Origin of the sequence: Leucothrix mucor DSM 2157 (assembly GCF_000419525.1) — a bacterium.
Lineage (GTDB): Bacteria > Pseudomonadota > Gammaproteobacteria > Thiotrichales > Thiotrichaceae > Leucothrix > Leucothrix mucor.
The window spans coordinates 4,735,403-4,754,910 of sequence record NZ_ATTE01000001.1 but is presented as its reverse complement, the minus strand read 5'-3'; the positions used below and the strand labels follow the sequence as shown (position 1 = coordinate 4,754,910).

At 47.3% G+C, this 19,508-nt stretch carries 16 protein-coding genes and 4 tRNA genes; 1 reads left to right on the top strand and 19 read right to left on the bottom strand.

What is annotated here, in order from left to right; all coding sequences use genetic code 11:
* Positions 1 to 8: 8 nt before the first annotated feature.
* From rpoB to uvrA, 13 genes are all read right to left on the bottom strand, one after another.
* The gene (gene rpoB / locus LEUMU_RS0121770) at positions 9 to 4,190 is read right to left on the bottom strand and encodes a DNA-directed RNA polymerase subunit beta (protein ID WP_022954417.1); all 4,182 of its coding nucleotides are present in this window, start codon (positions 4,188 to 4,190) and stop codon (positions 9 to 11) included.
* Positions 4,191 to 4,309: 119 nt separating this feature from the next.
* On the bottom strand, positions 4,310 to 4,684 hold the full coding sequence (gene rplL, locus LEUMU_RS0121765; protein WP_022954416.1) for a 50S ribosomal protein L7/L12: 375 nt from the start codon (positions 4,682 to 4,684) through the stop codon (positions 4,310 to 4,312).
* 60 nt (positions 4,685 to 4,744) lie between these two features.
* A complete protein-coding gene (rplJ, locus tag LEUMU_RS0121760) occupies positions 4,745 to 5,278 on the bottom strand; it encodes a 50S ribosomal protein L10 (RefSeq protein ID WP_022954415.1) in 534 nt (177 codons plus the stop codon).
* A gap of 277 nt (positions 5,279 to 5,555) precedes the next feature.
* Positions 5,556 to 6,251 carry a 50S ribosomal protein L1 gene (gene rplA / locus LEUMU_RS0121755; RefSeq protein WP_022954414.1) on the bottom strand — a complete coding sequence of 232 codons (696 nt, stop codon included), beginning with the start codon at positions 6,249 to 6,251 and terminating at the stop codon, positions 5,556 to 5,558.
* Positions 6,252 to 6,683, bottom strand: a complete 432-nt coding sequence (gene rplK / locus LEUMU_RS0121750; RefSeq protein ID WP_022954413.1) for a 50S ribosomal protein L11 — start codon at positions 6,681 to 6,683, stop codon at positions 6,252 to 6,254. It lies immediately after the preceding gene.
* Between the two features lie 53 nt (positions 6,684 to 6,736).
* Complete coding sequence (gene nusG, locus LEUMU_RS0121745) at positions 6,737 to 7,270, bottom strand: transcription termination/antitermination protein NusG (protein ID WP_022954412.1); 534 nt, start codon at positions 7,268 to 7,270, stop codon at positions 6,737 to 6,739.
* Between the two features lie 4 nt (positions 7,271 to 7,274).
* Positions 7,275 to 7,652, bottom strand: coding sequence for a preprotein translocase subunit SecE (gene secE / locus LEUMU_RS0121740; protein ID WP_022954411.1), 378 nt, complete (start codon positions 7,650 to 7,652; stop codon positions 7,275 to 7,277).
* A gap of 45 nt (positions 7,653 to 7,697) precedes the next feature.
* Positions 7,698 to 7,773 (bottom strand) — tRNA-Trp (locus tag LEUMU_RS0121735).
* A 97-nt stretch (positions 7,774 to 7,870) separates the two neighbouring features.
* Entirely contained in the window at positions 7,871 to 9,055 is a 1,185-nt protein-coding gene (gene tuf, locus LEUMU_RS0121730; RefSeq protein WP_022954410.1) for an elongation factor Tu, read from the bottom strand.
* Between the two features lie 40 nt (positions 9,056 to 9,095).
* Positions 9,096 to 9,172 (bottom strand) — tRNA-Thr (locus tag LEUMU_RS0121725).
* A 43-nt stretch (positions 9,173 to 9,215) separates the two neighbouring features.
* Positions 9,216 to 9,289 (bottom strand) — tRNA-Gly (locus LEUMU_RS0121720).
* 81 nt (positions 9,290 to 9,370) lie between these two features.
* Positions 9,371 to 9,454, bottom strand: a tRNA-Tyr gene (locus tag LEUMU_RS0121715).
* Between the two features lie 245 nt (positions 9,455 to 9,699).
* Entirely contained in the window at positions 9,700 to 12,531 is a 2,832-nt protein-coding gene (uvrA, locus tag LEUMU_RS0121710; protein ID WP_022954409.1) for an excinuclease ABC subunit UvrA, read from the bottom strand.
* 80 nt (positions 12,532 to 12,611) lie between these two features.
* Between uvrA and LEUMU_RS0121705 the strand changes: the two genes are divergently transcribed.
* The gene (locus LEUMU_RS0121705) at positions 12,612 to 13,958 is read left to right on the top strand and encodes an MFS transporter (protein ID WP_022954408.1); all 1,347 of its coding nucleotides are present in this window, start codon (positions 12,612 to 12,614) and stop codon (positions 13,956 to 13,958) included.
* A 38-nt stretch (positions 13,959 to 13,996) separates the two neighbouring features.
* Here LEUMU_RS0121705 and tilS read toward each other — a convergent pair whose 3' ends face one another.
* The 6 genes from tilS to LEUMU_RS27295 all read right to left on the bottom strand — a co-directional run bounded on the left by tilS (position 13,997) and on the right by LEUMU_RS27295 (position 19,497).
* Positions 13,997 to 15,268 (bottom strand): tRNA lysidine(34) synthetase TilS, encoded by a 1,272-nt coding sequence (gene tilS / locus LEUMU_RS0121700; RefSeq protein WP_022954407.1) that lies wholly within the window; start codon positions 15,266 to 15,268, stop codon positions 13,997 to 13,999.
* Positions 15,258 to 16,211, bottom strand: a complete 954-nt coding sequence (locus LEUMU_RS0121695; RefSeq protein WP_022954406.1) for an acetyl-CoA carboxylase carboxyltransferase subunit alpha — start codon at positions 16,209 to 16,211, stop codon at positions 15,258 to 15,260. The genes tilS and LEUMU_RS0121695 overlap by 11 nt, the downstream gene beginning before the upstream one ends.
* A gap of 91 nt (positions 16,212 to 16,302) precedes the next feature.
* A complete protein-coding gene (gene trxA, locus LEUMU_RS0121690; RefSeq protein ID WP_022954405.1) occupies positions 16,303 to 16,668 on the bottom strand; it encodes a thioredoxin in 366 nt (121 codons plus the stop codon).
* Positions 16,669 to 16,725: 57 nt separating this feature from the next.
* Positions 16,726 to 17,352 carry a flavin prenyltransferase UbiX gene (locus tag LEUMU_RS0121685; RefSeq protein ID WP_022954404.1) on the bottom strand — a complete coding sequence of 209 codons (627 nt, stop codon included), beginning with the start codon at positions 17,350 to 17,352 and terminating at the stop codon, positions 16,726 to 16,728.
* A complete protein-coding gene (mpl, locus tag LEUMU_RS0121680; protein ID WP_022954403.1) occupies positions 17,352 to 18,719 on the bottom strand; it encodes a UDP-N-acetylmuramate:L-alanyl-gamma-D-glutamyl-meso-diaminopimelate ligase in 1,368 nt (455 codons plus the stop codon). Before mpl ends, LEUMU_RS0121685 begins: the two co-directional genes overlap by 1 nt.
* 4 nt (positions 18,720 to 18,723) lie before the next feature.
* Complete coding sequence (locus LEUMU_RS27295; RefSeq protein ID WP_022954402.1) at positions 18,724 to 19,497, bottom strand: MlaA family lipoprotein; 774 nt, start codon at positions 19,495 to 19,497, stop codon at positions 18,724 to 18,726.
* Between the last annotated feature and the right edge of the window lie 11 nt (positions 19,498 to 19,508).

Sequence of the window (19,508 nt, the reverse complement as noted above, 5' to 3'; positions counted from 1 at the left end):
TATCACTCTTAGTCACTCTCAAGCTCAATATGAATACCGAGCGAGCGAATCTCCTTCATCAATACATTGAAGGATTCCGGCATGCCTGGTTCCATCTGCAGATTGCCATCAACAATGTTCTTGTACATGCGGTTACGCCCCTGAACATCATCAGACTTAACAGTCAGCATCTCTTGCAGAGTATACGCAGCACCATAAGCTTCCAGTGCCCACACTTCCATCTCTCCGAAGCGCTGACCACCGAACATGGCTTTACCACCAAGTGGTTGCTGTGTAACCAAGCTGTATGGACCTGTTGAACGTGCGTGCATCTTATCATCAACCAAGTGATTCAGCTTCAGCATGTGCATGTAACCAACCGTTACTTCACGTTCGAAGCGCTCACCGGTACGACCATCGTGCAGTGCAATCTGACCACTTTCTGGCAAACCTGCAAGGCGCAGCATCGCATGGATTTCATCTTCTGAAGCACCATCGAATACCTGAGTTGCCATTGGCACACCGCGACGCAGATTTTTAGCCATTTCCAGCACTTCAATATCTGTCATCTCAGCGATATCACCAGCGCCCTGCTGTGGATTACCACCAGTACTGTAGATTTCCGTCAAGAATTCGCGCAGCTCATCAACCTGAGCTTTCGCCTCAACCATACGGCCGATCTTCTCGCCCAAGCCTTTAGCAGCCCAACCAAGATGCGTCTCCAATACCTGACCAACATTCATCCGGGATGGTACACCCAGTGGGTTCAGTACGATATCGATCGGTTCACCTGTCGCCATGTATGGCATATCTTCCACAGGAACAATGCGTGAAACCACACCCTTGTTTCCGTGACGTCCCGCCATCTTATCACCAGGCTGAATACGACGCTTAACCGCCACATAAACCTTGATCATCTTCAGTACGCCAGGTGCCAGATCATCACCAGCAGTCAGCTTTTCTTTCTGCTTTTGCAAGCGATCTTCATAGTACTTCTTCTGATCACGCAACAACTGATGCATGACTTCAAGCTGCTCATTGACTTCTTCGTTGCGCATGCGCAGCGCAAACCAGTCTTTGCGGTCCAGCTCATCAAGATAAGTGCGAGTTACCTTACCGCCCGCCTTGATATCACCAACACCACCATCAGCAACTTTATTCAGAACCAGTTTAGCAACACGGTCGAATAAATCTTCTTCGAACACACGTAGCTCATCACGTAGGTCATTGCGGACTTTCGCCAGCTCAGAATCACAGATTGACTTCGCGCGCTCATCCTTCTCAACGCCATCACGTGTAAATACACGAACGTCTATAACGGTACCGTACATGCTTGAAGAAACGCGAGATGATGTATCTTTAACATCCGACGCCTTCTCACCGAAGATAGCCCTTAGTAGCTTTTCCTCTGGCGTTAGCTGGGTCTCACCTTTTGGCGTTACCTTACCAACCAGAATATCGCCCGGCTTAACTTCTGCTCCAACGTGAACGATACCCGACTCATCCAACTTGGATAACAGGCTTTCGCTGACATTCGGAATATCCGAAGTAATCTCTTCAGGACCTAACTTTGTATCACGTGCCAAACAAGTGATTTCTTCGATGTGAATCGAAGTAAAGCGATCTTCTTCAACCACACGCTCAGAGATAAGGATAGAATCCTCAAAGTTATAACCATTCCATGGCATGAAGGCGATCTTCATGTTCTGGCCTAGCGCTAACTCACCTAAATCTGTCGAAGAACCATCGGCTAATACATCACCGCGAGCAATCACATCACCGACCTGAACGATCGGGCGCTGATTCAAACACGTGTTCTGGTTAGAACGGGTGTATTTGATCAGGTTGTAAATATCAACACCACCGCCCTGCGCTTCGTCATCATTAACACGAACCACAATACGCGCAGCATCTACAGCATCAACCACACCACCACGACGGGCAGATACAGTCGAACCGGAGTCAACCGCGACAACACGCTCCATACCTGTACCAGAAACCGGCGTTTCAGCCCGCAAACAAGGTACAGCCTGACGTTGCATGTTCGACCCCATCAAGGCACGGTTAGCATCATCGTGCTCAAGGAATGGAATCAATGAAGCAGCAACTGATACGATCTGCTTTGGCGAAACATCCATGTATTCAATATCTGCCGGTGAAGACAGTGTGAATTCATTTTGGTAACGCGTCGAAATCATATCTTTAATGAAACGACTGCTATCGTCTAACTCAGCATTTGCCTGAGCGATAACGAAGCGAGACTCTTCGATTGCAGACAGGTAATCAATTTTATCCGTTGCAACGCCATCAATCACTTTACGGTACGGCGTCTCAAGGAAACCATAATCATTTGTCTTTGCGAATACCGCCAAAGAGTTGATCAAACCGATGTTTGGCCCCTCTGGAGTCTCGATAGGACAAACACGACCGTAGTGAGTCGGATGTACGTCACGAACCTCAAAGCCCGCACGCTCACGCGTCAGACCACCAGGACCTAAAGCAGAAATACGACGCTTATGAGTTACCTCAGACAATGGATTATTTTGATCCATGAACTGAGATAATTGGCTTGAACCAAAGAACTCTTTAACTGCAGCTGAAACAGGCTTGGCATTAACCATATCCTGAGGCATTAAGCCTTCACTTTCAGCAACGGTCAAACGCTCTTTAACTGCACGCTCAACACGAACCAAGCCGATGCGAAAGGCATTCTCAGCCATCTCACCAACACTACGAACACGACGGTTACCAAGGTGATCGATATCATCGATAACACCATGACCATTACGAATATCGATCAGGCACTTCAGCACGTTCAGAATATCTGAATCAGCCTTACCAGTTGCCTTCAACGCATCGTACTGCTCGCCGTAACGCTCGATCATCTCTTTTGACAGAGCATCGGTTTTATCGCTTAGGTAACCCTTGTCGAACAGAATCGCTGGTCCAACTTCTTCAATGTACTCAAGACGACGGTTAAACTTCATCCGACCTACATCGGACAAGTCATAACGCTCTTCAGTAAAGAACAAGTTGTGGAACAGGTTTTCCGCAGACTCTTTGGTTGGCGGCTCACCTGGGCGCATCATGCGGTAAATCTCAACCTGAGCTTCAAGTTGCGACTGCGTATGATCCACATTCAAGGTGTTCGAAATAAACGCACCACAATCCAACTCATTAGTATAAATGATGTCGAATTTCTTGATGCCGTTATCGCGCAATAATTCAAGCACCACATCGGTGATTTCAGTATTAGCCGCAACAATCAACTCGCCAGTCGACTTATCGATGATGTTATGAGCCAATACCTTGGACACCATATATTCATCAGGAACGTCTAGCGTTTTAACTTCTGTCTTTTCCAGCATACGAATATGCTTAGCAGTGATACGACGCCCTTTTTCAACGATCGTCTCACCATCAATTACGATATCAAACGTGGATAACTCACCACGTAAACGCTGAGGATCCAACGCAATCTGAATTTTTGACTTTGTCAGTGCTACGGAAACGGTATCAAAGAAGAAGCTTAGAATCTCCTCTGTTTCCATTCCTAACGCGCGCAGCAATACAGTCGCAGGTAATTTGCGACGACGATCGATACGAACGAATACAGAATCTTTTGGGTCAAACTCGAAGTCCAACCATGAACCACGGTAAGGAATTACGCGTGCATTATGCAGCAACTTACCTGAAGTATTAGTCTTCCCTTTATCATGATCAAAGAATACACCAGGAGAGCGATGTAGCTGAGACACGATAACGCGCTCAGTTCCGTTGATGATGAAAGTTCCCTTATCAGTCATTAACGGCATTTCGCCCAGATATACTTCTTGTTCTTTTATGTCTTTAACGACACGAGTGTTTTTTGGAGCTTCTTTATCATATATCACCAGGCGTAATAGTACGCGCAATGACGCAGCGTAGGTCAAACCACGCAACTGACATTCACGAACATCAAACACCGGCTCGCTGAGACGGTAGTCCACATACTCAAGGTGTACGAACCCAGAGTAGCTTATAATAGGAAAAACCGAACTGAACGCGCCATGCAGACCAATTGATCTACGTTTTTCGGGAGTGATTCCTGGCTGTAAAAACTGCCGGAAGGACTCAAGTTGAATTGCGAGCAGGGACGGAATGTCCATTACCTGTGGACGTTTACCAAAATCCTTGCGGATACGTTTCTTCTCAGTGAAGGTCAGAGCCATCGTGTTTCCTCATCTGGTAACGGGCGGGAGCACTTTAAAGCGACAAAAGGCCGGCAGCTATTTTAGCTACCAGCCCATCGTTTTTGAAAGCAGAAAACTACTCTCAACTTTGTAACAACTTACTTCAGCTCGACAGCAGCGCCGGCTTCTTCCAGTTGCTTTTTAGTATCTTCAGCTTCAGATTTAGATACGCCTTCCTTAACTGTAGCAGGAACGCCTTCAACCATTTCTTTAGCTTCTTTCAGACCAAGACCAGTGATTCCACGTACGATTTTGATTACGCCGATTTTGTTATCGCCGAAACTAGTCATCACAACGTTGAACTCGTCTTTTTCTTCAACAGCTTCTGCAGCGCCTGCAGCAGCTGGAGCAGCGGAAACAGCAGCAGCTGCTGATACGCCGAACTTCTCTTCCATTGCAGAGATCAGATCAACGACCTCCATAACACTTAAATTAGCAATGCCTTCTAAGATATCTTCTTTAGAAACAGCCATTGTATTTCTCCTAAAACTTTTAGTCAGTTAAAACAGTTATGTAAGAACAGATGCTCAAAATTAAGCAGCGTTCTCTTCTTTCTGATCACGAACAGCGGCAATAGTACGCACAAGCTTACCAGGCACTTCGTTGATAGTACGAGCCAACTTGTCTAGCGGAGCTCTCAATGTTCCAGCCAAGATAGCTAGAGCCTGATCGCGCGTAGGCAACTTAGACAAACGTGCCAGCTCGGAGGCAGGATAAACTTCCCCACCAACAGCTAAAGACCTGACAATCAACTTGTCATTACTTTTTGCAAAAGCTTCGATCACACGAGCTGCGGAACCTGGATCTTCCTGAGAAAAAGCCAGAACCAATGGACCAGTAAAGGTATCGCTCATACATGCAAAATCAGTATCAGCAACAGCCAGACGGGCCAGGTTATTTTTCACAACTCGCAAATAAACGCCAGATTCACGTGCTTTAACACGTAGCTCTGTCATTTGACCAACGGTCAAACCACGGTATTCAGCCGCAACCGCGGAATGAGCTTCTGCAGCCACCGCAGCGACCTCAGAGACAATCTTCTTTTTGTCTTCCAAAGTTAATGCCACAGCACTTACCTCTCTTGTTCGGCGAACGTTCCGCCGTTAATCAAACACCTTAATCACTTAAAGTGGTCTTGTAGAGACGTGCCCCAAACCATAACTGACTTGGCTTACGTCATCTGCGCAGGCATGGCCTAAACCTTTAAGCCCCTGTCAAAACAGAGACACCTACGGTCTTGGACGACATACTAAAAAGTATATCTGTTGCCATTTCTGGCACCCCGAAGGGCATCCGCTAAATCACCTGTTTGAAATATCAAACAGATGATTCTTGGAATTCTTTTTAAACCTTAACGGAAGAGTGATCTACAACTAGACCAGGCCCCATTGTGGTAGAAACTGAAACTTTCTTCAGGTAAACACCCTTTGCACTTGAAGGCTTACCCTTATTTAGTGCTACAAGCAGAGAAACTAAGTTCTCTTCTAGTTTCGCTGAATCAAAATCAACATTACCAATGCGGCAGTGAATGATACCAGCACGGTCTGTACGGTAACGCACCTGACCAGACTTAGCATTTTTAACCGCTTCCGCAACGTTTGGAGTAACTGTTCCAACCTTAGGGTTTGGCATCAGACCGCGAGGACCTAGAATCTGACCTAATTGGCCAACGATGCGCATAGCATCTGGGCTGGCAATTACTACGTCAAAATCCATATTGCCTTTTTTAACTTCTTCGGCAAGATCTTCGAAACCTACGATATCAGCACCAGCTGCTTTTGCAGCTTCAGCATTGTCACCCTGTGTAAACACAGCAACACGTACAGTTTTACCTGTTCCGTTTGGTAGTACTGTTGCACCACGCACAACTTGGTCAGATTTACGAGGATCAACACCCAAGTTAACACTAACATCGATACTTTCTGTGAACTTACCCTGTGGCAAGCTCTTTAACAGATCAAAACCCTCAACGATACCATAAACAGCACCTGGCTTGACAAGTTCTGCAACAGCCTTTTGACGCTTAGTTAACTTAGCCATTTACACACCCTCCACATCAACACCCATACTACGGGCGGTACCAGCGATTGTTCTTACAGCTGCGTCTAAATCAGCGGCTGTCAAATCTGGCTCTTTCATTTTCGCAATATCTTCCAGCTGTGCACGAGTCATCGTACCAACCTTCTTGCTATTAGGAGTTGCACTACCGCTCTTCAGGCCCAAAGCCTTCAGAATCAGTACTGCCGCTGGAGGTGTCTTAGTGATGAACGTAAAGCTACGGTCACTATAAACAGTAATTACAACTGGAATCGGTAAACCAGCTTCCATCTGCTGAGTTGCAGCATTGAATGCCTTACAGAATTCCATAATCTGAACACCGTGCTGACCCAATGCTGGACCAACTGGTGGACTTGGATTCGCTTTACCCGCTGCAACTTGCAGCTTGATATATGCTTGTACTTTCTTAGCCATTAACTATCTCCAATGGGTGATAACGTCTTTCGACTCCCCAGTAGTTTTCAGATTCAGACCTTTTCGACCTGAAAGAACTCTAGCTCAACCGGAGTCGAGCGTCCAAAAATTTGCACAGAAACGAGCAACTTGCTCTTTTCGTAATTAGCCTCTTCAACAACTCCATTAAAGTCATTAAACGGACCTTCTTTAACTCTTACGACTTCACCAACTTCAAACAGAACCTTTGGACGAGGGGCATCAACACCCTGTTCAATTCTGTTCATTATTGCATTGGCTTCTTTTTCAGAAATAGCCGCTGGCTTATCGCTAGTACCGCCGATAAAACCTAAAACTTTAGGCGTGTCTTTGATCAAATGCCATGAATCATCATTCATATCCATTTCGACCAACACATAACCCGGAAAAAATTTACGAGAGCTTTTACGCTTTTGGCCATCACGCATTTCGACAACATCTTCAGTAGGCACTAAAATGCTACCAAAGGAGTCTTGCAAACCAAAACGCTCTACCCGCTCTTCGATCGAAGCCTTTACTTTCGCTTCAAAATTCGAATATGCATGAACTACATACCAACGCATTGCCATATCATCAACCTCCAGTGGCCAAGAGAACCTTAACACCCCAACCAAGGAGCATATCTACAAACCAGAGAAAGATTGACAGAATTACGACAATAATAAAGACCATCAGCGTGGTCTGCATTGTCTCCTGACGCGAAGGCCAAACAACCTTGCGAACTTCGGTACGTGCAGCGCTCATAAACGTTATCAAGCCCTTGCCTTTAGCAGTAGTTAGCGCAACACCAACACCTACCCCAGCAACAACTAACAAACCTAGAACACGATATAGGAGGGATACATCTTCGAACAGATAAAAACCAACTATCGAGGCAATCAACAAGCCTAACGCTACTAAAAGCTTAGCTATATCAATTGTTGAGCTCTGTGACTCAGCATTAGTCGCCATCTATCTACTCACTTGATTTTTAGTTTAACTTGTATTGGTTTCAGATGGCAGGCCAGGAGGGAATCGAACCCCCAACCTACGGTTTTGGAGACCGTCGCTCTGCCAATTGAGCTACTGGCCTAGTCTGTTAAAACTAGCTGAAACACACAACAAAACGAGGGAAGCAACACTCCCCTCGCTTCAAACAAACGGGACGCGATTATAACAAATTTAAAATATTATTCAATTACTTTCGCAACAACACCCGCACCTACGGTACGACCACCTTCACGAATCGCAAAACGCAACCCATCGTCCATCGCAATCGGATTAATCAGAGTAACAACCATCTTAATGTTATCACCCGGCATAACCATCTCAACACCTTCAGGCAATTCACACGCACCCGTTACATCGGTAGTACGGAAGTAGAACTGTGGACGGTAGTTACTAAAGAAAGGTGTATGACGACCACCCTCTTCTTTAGACAGAACATAAACTTCTGCTTCAAATTTTGTGTGCGGGTTGATTGATTTAGGCTTACATAACACCTGACCACGCTCAACATCGTCACGCTTAGTACCACGCAACAACACACCGACGTTATCGCCCGCTTCACCGCGGTTCAATAACTTACGGAACATCTCAACACCAGTACAAGTTGTCTTCTGAGTATCGCGAATACCAACGATCTCCAACTCATCACCGACGTTAACGATTCCGCGCTCAATACGACCAGTAACAACCGTACCACGACCAGAGATCGAGAATACATCTTCTACTGGCATCAGGAATGCACCATCAACCGCTCGCTCTGGCAAAGGAATGTAGTCATCCATCGCCTGAACCAACTCAGCTACTTTATCAGCGTAGGCTGCGTCACCCTCAAGAGCTTTCAGTGCTGAACCCGTAATGATTGGCGTGTCATCGCCTGGGAACTCATACATATCAAGAAGCTCACGCACTTCCATCTCAACAAGTTCCAGCAATTCCTCATCATCAACCATATCGGCTTTATTCAGGAATACCAAAATATATGGAACACCAACCTGACGTGACAACAAAATGTGCTCACGAGTTTGTGGCATTGGGCCATCAGCAGCAGATACTACCAAGATAGCACCATCCATTTGAGCCGCACCAGTGATCATGTTCTTAACATAATCGGCGTGACCCGGGCAATCTACGTGTGCGTAGTGACGAGTCGCAGACTCATATTCAACGTGAGACGTTGAAATAGTGATACCACGTGCCTTTTCTTCAGGCGCGTTATCGATTTCGTCGAATGCCTTAACAGCACCACCCATCTTCTCTGCCATGACCTTAGTCAGTGCTGCGGTCAGCGTGGTTTTACCATGGTCAACGTGACCAATTGTGCCGACGTTAACGTGCGGCTTCGAACGTACAAAAGTTTCTTTAGACATCTCGCAACACCTTGTAGAGATTTAATAAACGATATAAATATGGAGCCCATAACCGGATTTGAACCGGTGACCTCATCCTTACCAAGGATGCGCTCTACCGAGCTGAGCTATATGGGCCTACCGTACAATTTAACTCAGCCGTACCACAAACCTAAGGCAATGGAGCGGGTGATGGGAATCGAACCCACGTAGTCAGCTTGGAAGGCTGAAGTTTTACCATTAAACTACACCCGCCTTAACCTATGGCAACTACCACAAGCCTGAAAAACAAAAAGACCTGCAACTACTGAGCTACAAATCTTTTCGATCAACATTTGGTGGAGGGAGGAGGATTCGAACCTCCGAAGCTTTCGCAACAGATTTACAGTCTGCCCCCTTTGGCCGCTCGGGAATCCCTCCAAATGAGCGCCGCATTTTGTCTGACCACTCGACATCTGTCAACACTTTATTTTAAATTTCTTCAAACTTAATTCAAATAAAACAGCTACTGCAAACTATAAAGACTTAGTCAGCAACTAAAATTATCAATACCATCAACAGACTACGCGACCCAGTAGCTATTTTTACCTATTTTGAGCTTATAAAATAAAAATCCTGCCATCGCTTGCAAACAAAACACCCTGTTAGTTACAGGGCGCGGTCACCTACTTCGCTTTGACCAACATCGGCTTCAGATATTGCCCCGTATACGAACCTTTCTTCTTCGCTACTTGCTCAGGCGTACCCGTCGCAATCACCTTACCGCCACGGTTGCCACCTTCCGGCCCCAAATCAATGACCCAGTCTGCCGTTTTAATCACATCCAGATTATGCTCGATAATCACAACGGTATTACCCTCATCTCGTAAGCGATGCAACACTTTGAGCAGCACATCCACATCATGAAAATGCAAACCCGTCGTTGGCTCATCCAGAATATAGATCGTCTTACCCGTTCCGCGCTTAGATAACTCTTTTGCTAGCTTAACGCGCTGCGCCTCACCACCAGACAAGGTCGTCGCATTCTGCCCCAAGGTGATATACGACAAACCAACATCCATTAATGTGGCCAGCTTATTGTAAATCCCCGGAATTGCACTGAAGAACACGACCGCCTCTTCAACCGTCATATTCAGCACTTCGTTAATGCTTTTGCCTTTATAGTGCACATCGAGCGTCTCGCGGTTATATCGCTTGCTCTCACAGACATCACACGGCACGTAAACATCCGGCAGGAAGTGCATCTCCACTTTGATCACACCATCGCCGCTACAAGCCTCACAGCGCCCACCCTTCACGTTAAAACTAAAGCGCCCAGGCGTATACCCTCGGGAACGTGCTTCTTGGGTAGCAGCAAACAATTCACGGATCGGCGTAAACACCCCCGTATACGTTGCCGGGTTAGAGCGAGGAGTACGGCCAATCGGACTTTGATTGATATCCACAACCTTATCGAAAAACTCCAAACCCTCGATCTTATCCACCGGCGACGCATTCACATCAGAGCCATGGAGAAACTTAGCAATATTTGGATACAGGGTTGCATTAATCAGCGTAGACTTACCAGAACCGGAGACCCCCGTGATACAGGTCATTAACCCAACCGGAATCTCTGCAGTTACATTCTGCAAGTTATTACCGTTAGCACCAATCAGTCGCAGCATTTTTTCGGGATCAACCTTAACCCGCTTTTCAGGCACGGCAATTGATCGCTTGCCGGACAAGAATTGCCCGGTACAGGACTCCTCAACAGCCATCACCTCTTCTGGCGTACCTTGAGCGGTAATTTGCCCACCATGCTCACCGGCCCCCGGACCAATATCGACCACATAATCCGCCAAACGAATGGCATCCTCATCATGCTCTACGACGATTACGGTATTTCCGAGGTCACGCAAATGAATCAGTGTTTTTAGCAGGCGATCATTATCCCTCTGATGCAGACCGATTGAAGGCTCATCCAACACATACATGACGCCGACCAAGCCCGCGCCAATTTGCGACGCCAGACGAATACGCTGCGACTCACCACCCGACAGAGAGTCCGCACTCCGACTGATTGATAGGTAGTCCAGCCCCACATTCACCAGAAACTCTAAGCGCAAACGAATTTCCCGCAGAATTTTATCGGCAATCTGCCCTTGCTTTCCCGGCAAATCTAGATCGGTAAAAAACTGCAGCGTATCGCCAATCGCCCACTCTGTAATCTCCGATAGATTCTTATCATCCACGAAGACATTACGCGCTGCCTCATTCAAGCGCGCACCATGACAACTTGGGCACGCACGTGTCGACAGGTACTTCATCAACTCCTCACGAACGCTATTAGAATCCGTATCCCGATAGCGACGCTCCAGATTATTCAGAATCCCCTCAAAAGAATGCGTCTTCTGATAAACCTGACCCTTTTGGCCCACATAGGTAAATTGAATCGGCTTACGCCCACTGCCCTGCATCAACACATTGCGCACATTTTTCGGCAAATCCTGATACGGTGTTTCGACATCAAAGCCGTAAGCTTCTGCCAGCGAATCAATTAGGTGAAAATAATAAGCATTGCGTCGATCCCAGCCACGCACCGCGCCATCCGCCAAACTTAAATCCGGCTTGGTCACCACACGGGTTTCATCAAACGCCTGATGCACACCCAAGCCATCACAGGTCGGACAGGCGCCACTAGGGCTATTGAATGAAAATAGACGCGGTTCAAGCTCAGACAGGGTGTAACCACAATGCGGACAAGCATAATTAGCCGAGAACAATAGCTGCGTACCGGACTCACCTTCCATCGGCACCACGCTCGCCAAACCATCCGCTAGGCGCAAGGCCGTCTCAAATGATTCAGACAGTCGTAACTGTAATCCCTCGCGCACTTTCAGACGATCCACCACCACTTCGATAGTGTGCTTCTTACGCAACTCAAGCTCTGGCGTCTGATCTAATTCATAAACCTCACCATTAATTCTGGCCCGCAAAAAGCCCTGCGCTCGCATCTCTTCAAGCAGCTTGACGTACTCACCCTTACGATTACGCACCACTGGTGCCAGCAGCATAATCTTGGAGCCTTCCGGCAATGCCATAACTGCATCAACCATCTGAGTCACCGTTTGCGCCTCAAGCGCCTGGCCATGCTCCGGACAACGCGGTTGACCGGCTCGCGCATATAACAGACGCAAGTAATCATAAATCTCGGTAACCGTTCCCACTGTAGACCGCGGGTTGTGCGAGGTCGTTTTCTGCTCAATGGATATCGCTGGCGACAAGCCTTCGATATGATCCAAATCCGGCTTTTCCATCATCGACAAAAACTGCCTTGCATACGATGACAAGGACTCTACATAACGCCGCTGACCCTCGGCGAAAATGGTATCAAACGCCAGTGATGACTTACCTGAACCGGACAAGCCAGTAATCACAATTAATTTATCCCGAGGTAAATCGAGGTCGATATTCTTAAGGTTGTGGGTACGAGCCCCGCGCAAACTGATTTTTTTCACTGTGGGATATTCTGATTTCGAAAAATTATCTGCTAATATGCCGACTTGCTAAACTCCTGACAACCTTGTTAGTACCCCTCATGAATAAACTTGAACAACGCACCGCTTTATCTCTGGCCGCAGTCTACGCGGTTCGCATGCTGGGATTGTTCATGATTCTGCCTGTGCTACCACTGTACGCAGAGCATTTTGAACATGCCACCCCCTTCCTCATCGGCTTAGCCATTGGGATCTACGGCCTGACTCAGGCCAGCTTTCAGATCCCCTTAGGACTTCTATCCGACCGCTTCGGGCGCAAACAGATCATCATTGGCGGCTTAGTTGTGTTTGCGATAGGTAGCGTGATTGCCGCGTTATCCGACAGCATCTATAGCATTATTATCGGAAGGGCTATTCAAGGCATGGGAGCTATTGCCGCCGCTACTATGGCGTTGGCTGCTGATTTAACTGAAGAAAACAACCGAGCCAAGGTTATGGCTGGCATTGGAATGACGATTGGCGTGGCATTTGCGGTCGCGATGGTCGTTGGCCCGCTAATTAACCAATGGTATGGCATTTCAGGTATTTTCTGGATTACCGCCATACTGGCCATCGTCGGCATTTTACTAGTCGCTTTTGTCGTTCCCACACCAAAACGCCTTTTCCACCACCGCGACGCAGGCGTTATGGGCGACTACATCCTACCCGCCTTAAAAAACTCAACATTGCTACGCATGAATGCAGGCGTCTTTATCCTACACATGATCATGACGGCTAATTTTACAGTATTACCACTGATCTTCCGCGACCAGCTGGGAATGAGTAATGCCGAGCACTGGAAAATCTACCTTCCAGTATTCGCTCTATCTTTTATTGCTGCGGTTCCATTGATTATTTTTGCGGAGAAATACCAGAAAATAAAACCGTTACTCGTCGGTAGCGTTGGCTTGCTAGTACTTGCACAACTGCTAATGTCGCTAAGCATGCAGGTTAATTGGAGTTTGGTACTGTGGTTTTTAGCCTTCTTTGTCAGCTTTAACTTCTTGGAAGCCGTACAACCATCCCTAGTCGCCAAATACTCTGGCGTGAACACTAAGGGCACGGCAATGGGTATTTTTAGCACCTCGCAGTTTATGGGGATCTTTGCTGGCGGAATCATTGGTGGATTATTACTGGAGCAAGGCAGCCGAAGCATGGTGCTACTATTTGGAGCTGCTGCCGCACTGGTCTGGCTAACACTAATCGCATCATTACCAACGCCACGGTTTTATAAAAGCCGACTACTCAAACTTAACCCAAGCATGTTGAACGACAGTAAATCCACAACGTTGGCATTGTATGAAGTACCAGGAATTAAAGAGGTGGCGATTGCCATTGATGAGGGTGTTGCCTACCTGAAAGTCGATAGCAAGGAGCTAGATGAGAGCCAGCTGCTTGCTTTTCAGTAAGCGTTAATTCTTAGACTAACACCGTTTTGTTAGCACTCTCAGCTGGCTGGATCAATCTGGCAAACGCCGTAGACCATAATCAGCTGATCGCCTAAAAATACCAGCGGAATTCGCTCACGCAGCCAAGGTGGTACGGCAAATTGCTGAAAAATATGCTTCAAGCTTATCGAATGCTCTTTTTCTGGCGGCCTCATCACCTCACCACCTTGACGGAAGCGCAAACTAAGCACGGCTTCATCAGCGCGTAACTTATCACCCCACGCACCCAACTGATCTGCTCGCAGCAACAAACCTAGCGAAGCAATAAATAGATCTTCGGTTAGATCCCAGCTAAACGTTTGCATCGGGTCGTGTTCAGACAACGCATTCATCACATACAAATCATCGCGATAACGCCTAACCTCAACATCCGCCCAGTGCACGCAGGGCGACGCATCCTCAGCCGCATACAACACATCCGAGATAATATGCTGAAGCTTTTTAGCCGATGGCGCTTTAAATCCTGAACTGATCAGCCAATAACGCAGAATCGCCCGACGTCGGGCTGGCTCGCAATCCAGCAACGCAGCGACCGATAACGTACCCGCAACAGAACCAACCTGCTGCAGCGCATCTTGAGCCACATAGCTATCGAGTAATTGCTGAGTTTCGCCTTGAATAAACGCAGCGCGGGATAAGGTGCCATAACAACCAGGCCAACGCTCAGCCAGCTGCGGTAAAATTTGATGTCGCAGATAGTTCCGGTCGTAACGCAGATCGGCATTACTACTATCTTCTACAAAGCTGAGCTGATACTCATCTGCGTAGGCTTCTAGCTGCACTCTGGAACAATTGAGCAATGGGCGCATATGATGCCCAGCCGCAAATGGCGCAATCATTGGCATGGCAGACAAACCTGCACCGCCAGCACCGCGCAGCAGCTGAATCAATAAAGTTTCGGCCTGATCATTCTGATGGTGAGCGGTCAGCAGCACTTCGCCCGGCTGCAACTGGTCTTTAAACGCCTGATAGCGCTTTTCGCGGGCATAAGCTTCAACACTTTGCCCCTCAGGAACCGCCAAATGCAGGGAAATACGCTCCAGCGGAACGCCAAGATCATTACAGATATCGCGACAATGACGCCCCCACCAAGGAGAAGCATCCTGCAAGCCGTGATCAATATGCACAGCTCGCAACTCAATATCCGGCAGGCGACTCATAACATGCAATAAAACATGCGAATCCAAGCCACCACTGTAGGCCAGTAGGAATTTACGCTGCTCCAGAACGGAAGTCAGCGAATCAACAACGGTTAGCAGATCATGTTTCAAACTGACCGTAACTCATCAACCGCTGGTAGCGACGATCCAATAATTGCTGAGTACTTAACGCACCCACTTCACGCAAACTACTCGCAATCGCTTCACGCATGTTGGCGATCGTTTCCTGATAATTACGATGCGCACCACCTAGAGGCTCTGGAATAATGCGATCAATCAAGCCTAAGTCATGCAGCTTTTCTGAGGTAATCCCCATGGCTTCTGCCGCCTCTGCCGCTTTATCAGCACTTTTCCATAAAATGGAGGCACAACCTTCTGGCGAGATAACCGAATAGGTTGCGTACTGCAACATCATCACAACATCACCTACACCAATAGCCAAGGCACCACCAGAACCACCCTCACCCACTACGGTGACAATGATTGGCGTTTTAAGCTTAGACATTTCAAACAGGTTGCGAGCAATGGCCTCACTTTGTCCACGCTCTTCAGCACCGATCCCGGGATAAGCACCCGCAGTATCGATAAAGGTAAGCACTGGCAAATGGAATTTTTCTGCTAAACGCAGTAGACGCAAAGCTTTACGATAACCCTCTGGACGAGGCATACCGAAATTGCGTCGAATGTTTTCTTTTGTATCACGGCCTTTTTGATGACCAATGATCATCACCGGACGCCCTTCAAATCGTGCAATACCACCCACAGTGGCGTGATCATCAGCAAATGCGCGATCACCATGCAACTCTTGAAAGTCTGTACATAAACCAGCAACAATATCCAAGGTATAAGGACGCTTAGGATGACGTGCCAGCTGACCAACTTGCTTGGCCGTTAGCTTGGAGAAGATAGACTTGGTTAGCGATTCAACCTTTTTTTCCAGACGCGACACATCGTCGGCCAGATTAATATCCTTATCACTTACTTCGCGCAACTCTTCAATCTGAGACTGCAACTTAGCAATGGGCTGCTCAAAATCTAGAAAATCTGGATTCATGCTATGTACTATTCCCGGGCTATCCCCAATACATCGACCCACTCGGTGAGCGGGCCAACTTTCATCAAACAAATACTGTTAAGCGACTAGCTTAGGCTTCCGCCTGCTTGGCAATTTCAGCATGTACTGTTGCCATATCCAACTCTCTGATTTTAGTGATCAAATCTTCGAGCTGTGAATTGTTAAGCATACCCGCTTGTGAATACAGTACGACCTGATCACGGAAAACCATTAGCGTCGGAATTGAGCGAATCTGAAAGTGAGCCGCTAGCTCTTGCTCTGCTTCAGTGTCAATTTTACCGAACACAATGTCGTCGTGCTTTGTAGAAACTTCTTCGTAAATAGGCGCAAATGACTTACAAGGACCACACCATTCAGCCCAGAAATCTACAATTACAATGTCATTTTTTTCTATCGTAGCTTCGAATGTTTCTGCAGTAATATCAACGGTCGACACGACGGTCTCCTTATCTTTTATGTGAACGACAGAATATAGGGACTTGCCTATCGAATATCAAGGAAAACAGCCCTTATCACCCCAGCGCGCCGTCAGCTCATGCGGAATTCTCAAGTGATCTAAAACCCGCGCCACAATGAAATCAATGAGCTCATCAATGGTAGTGGGCTTGAAATAAAACCCCGGATTTGCCGGCATAATAACCGCACCCATACGCGATAATTTCAACATATTCTCAAGGTGAATATCTGAAAATGGCGTCTCGCGCACCACCAAAATTAGCTGCTTCCTCTCTTTTAAACACACATCAGCCGCTCGCTCAATTAAGCTCTTACTGGCGCCGACTGCAATCGCTGATAAGGTAGACGTAGTGCAAGGGCAAACCACTGTTGCATCTGCCACGCCACTACCACTCGCTACCGGCGACATCCATTGCTCGCGCTCAAATACTCGAATTTGACCAGGCTGCGCCTTATAGAGCTCAGTGAAATAAACCTCGGCCTCTTTAGCCCGCCCCGGAACTTGCAGATCGGTTTCCATATTAATCACTAACTGCCCCGGACGAGAGAGCAATAAATTAATTTGAATACCTTTTTCAACCAGCACTTCCAGCAAGCGCAAACCGTATTGCGCACCAGAGGCACCCGTCATAATAAGCGTCACAACCTTAGGTGGTGGAAACATCAGACTCTCGCCTCTAACGCTTGTAATAATTGATCGTGGATACCACCAAAGCCGCCATTACTCATTACTAGCAGCTGGTCACCCGATGCGGCGGTTTTAGCCAGATATTCAACCAAATCAGAAACTGCTGAATAAGTACTCGCTTTGCCACCCAAACTCTCACTCACATCATGCAAGTCCCAACCCAAACCTTCTGGTTGATACAGCAAAACCTCGTCAGCCTCGGCAAGTGATTCGGCTAGCTTAGCCTTGTGTACACCCAAGCGCATAGTATTAGAACGCGGCTCTAAAATAGCAACAATTCGCTGACTTCCTACACTGCGGCGCAAGCCTTGTAGCGTGGTTGCAATTGCCGTCGGGTGATGAGCAAAGTCATCATAAACACGCACACCCTGCACTTCGCCACGTAACTGCATGCGGCGTTTAACGCCTTTGAACTCTGCCAACGCCGCAATGGAATGCTCAGGCGGTACACCAACGTGACGCGCAGCGGCAATAGATGCTAACGCATTACTAACATTATGCTGCCCCATTTGGGACCATGAAACCGTGCCTTGTAACTCGCCATCTAATAGCACATCAAAGACTTGACCAGCCTCATCCTGTAGACGTGCCGACCAGCCATCTGCTGTAGGCGTGGAAGAAAAAGCCTGCACCGGAGTCCAGCATCCTTTTTCCAATACCGACGGCAAATTCACATCTTCACCATTTGTTAGTACCAAACCATCACCCGGAACCATTCTTAGCAGATGGTGAAACTGAGTTTTAATCGCCTCAAGGTCTGGGAAAATATCGGCGTGATCATACTCAAGGTTATTTAATACAACGGTACGTGGGTGGTAATGAACAAACTTAGAGCGCTTATCAAAAAAAGCGGTATCGTATTCATCAGCTTCTACTACAAAAAATGGCGTATCACCTAAGCGCGCGGAGACACCGAAGTTTTCAGGCACGCCGCCAATTAAGAAACCAGGAGACATTCCGGCATATTCCAGCACCCACGCCAGCATACTTGCAGTCGTAGTTTTACCATGAGTTCCAGCAACAGCCAGCACCCAGCGGTCTTTTAATACATTTTCAAACAGCCACTGCGGGCCTGAAGTGTATGACAATCGCTTATTCAGCATATCCTCAACAACGGGACGACCACGTGCCATTACATTGCCGACAACAACCTGATCAACATCTGCCGGCACATCTTCGATTGCAAAGCCTTGCTGAATCTCAACACCCTGAGACTCCAGCAGCGTACTCATCGGAGGGTATACATTTTCATCTGAGCCGGTGACCTCATGCCCTTCTGCACGAGCAAGCGTAGCCACCCCCCCCATAAAGGTCCCGCAAATACCCAAAATATGGATTTTCATTTTTTTATTCGTCCAAGGATTCCAATAAATCGATCATATCATCTTTCTTTTCTGCGCTCGCTTTATCCTCAACACCATCACGTAATTCATAAGCACGGCGCTGTAGCCAGAGATCACGCAAGGCACTGTATTGATCATCAGATAAGTCTTGCAAGGCTTTTTCGCTACTCAACAAGTCTGCGCGTTTATCAATCACCTTAACGGCGGTGAGTTGTGCTGGGTATTTGGAATAATTGAGTGGATCAACAAAACCATCGGCAACAGTACCCACGGCATCACGCAAGGTTGACGGACCAAGAAAAGGAAGCATCACATAAGGCCCTGAAGGCACACCCCATCTCGCCAATGTTTGCCCAAAGTCTTCATTGTATTTTTTGAGGTTCATCTTGGAGGCAACATCGAAAAAGCCAGCCAAACCTAGCGTGCTATTAACAACAACGCGTCCGGCGCTAGTGACTGCGGCACGAGGCTTGAATTGAAGCAAAGCGTTTACCGACGTCTTGACATCACTTAAATTTCCGAAAAAATGAGTGACACTTTCATCAACTACCTCAGGCGTAACGGCTTGATAACCTCTCGCCAACGGCTTAACAATCGCCCAGTCCAAGCCAGCATTAACGAGAAATATCCCGCGATTAGCACTCTCCCAACCCGGTGTTTCGACATTGGGTGGAACAGTAGACGAACGAGTGACATCTTGCCCTAAAGAAGTACAAGCGGCTTGAGTGAAAAGTGATGAAACAATAATCGCTGCATGCAGCCAATACTGATAACGCATTTGTACCCCCT

Excerpts from the sequence above, each read along its gene's own strand:
- tuf (WP_022954410.1), bottom strand. The coding sequence starts at position 9,055 with ATGTCTAAAGAAACTTTTGTACGTTCGAAGCCGCACGTTAACGTCGGC.
- LEUMU_RS27295 (WP_022954402.1), bottom strand. The coding sequence starts at position 19,497 with ATGCGTTATCAGTATTGGCTGCATGCAGCGATTATTGTTTCATCACTT.
- rplK (WP_022954413.1), bottom strand. The coding sequence starts at position 6,683 with ATGGCTAAGAAAGTACAAGCATATATCAAGCTGCAAGTTGCAGCGGGT.
- rplA (WP_022954414.1), bottom strand. The coding sequence starts at position 6,251 with ATGGCTAAGTTAACTAAGCGTCAAAAGGCTGTTGCAGAACTTGTCAAG.
- LEUMU_RS0121705 (WP_022954408.1), top strand. The coding sequence starts at position 12,612 with ATGAATAAACTTGAACAACGCACCGCTTTATCTCTGGCCGCAGTCTAC.
- secE (WP_022954411.1), bottom strand. The coding sequence starts at position 7,652 with ATGGCGACTAATGCTGAGTCACAGAGCTCAACAATTGATATAGCTAAG.
- LEUMU_RS0121685 (WP_022954404.1), bottom strand. The coding sequence starts at position 17,352 with ATGTTTCCACCACCTAAGGTTGTGACGCTTATTATGACGGGTGCCTCT.
- nusG (WP_022954412.1), bottom strand. The coding sequence starts at position 7,270 with ATGGCAATGCGTTGGTATGTAGTTCATGCATATTCGAATTTTGAAGCG.
- LEUMU_RS0121695 (WP_022954406.1), bottom strand. The coding sequence starts at position 16,211 with ATGAATCCAGATTTTCTAGATTTTGAGCAGCCCATTGCTAAGTTGCAG.
- mpl (WP_022954403.1), bottom strand. The coding sequence starts at position 18,719 with ATGAAAATCCATATTTTGGGTATTTGCGGGACCTTTATGGGGGGGGTG.
- rpoB (WP_022954417.1), bottom strand. The coding sequence starts at position 4,190 with ATGGCTCTGACCTTCACTGAGAAGAAACGTATCCGCAAGGATTTTGGT.
- rplL (WP_022954416.1), bottom strand. The coding sequence starts at position 4,684 with ATGGCTGTTTCTAAAGAAGATATCTTAGAAGGCATTGCTAATTTAAGT.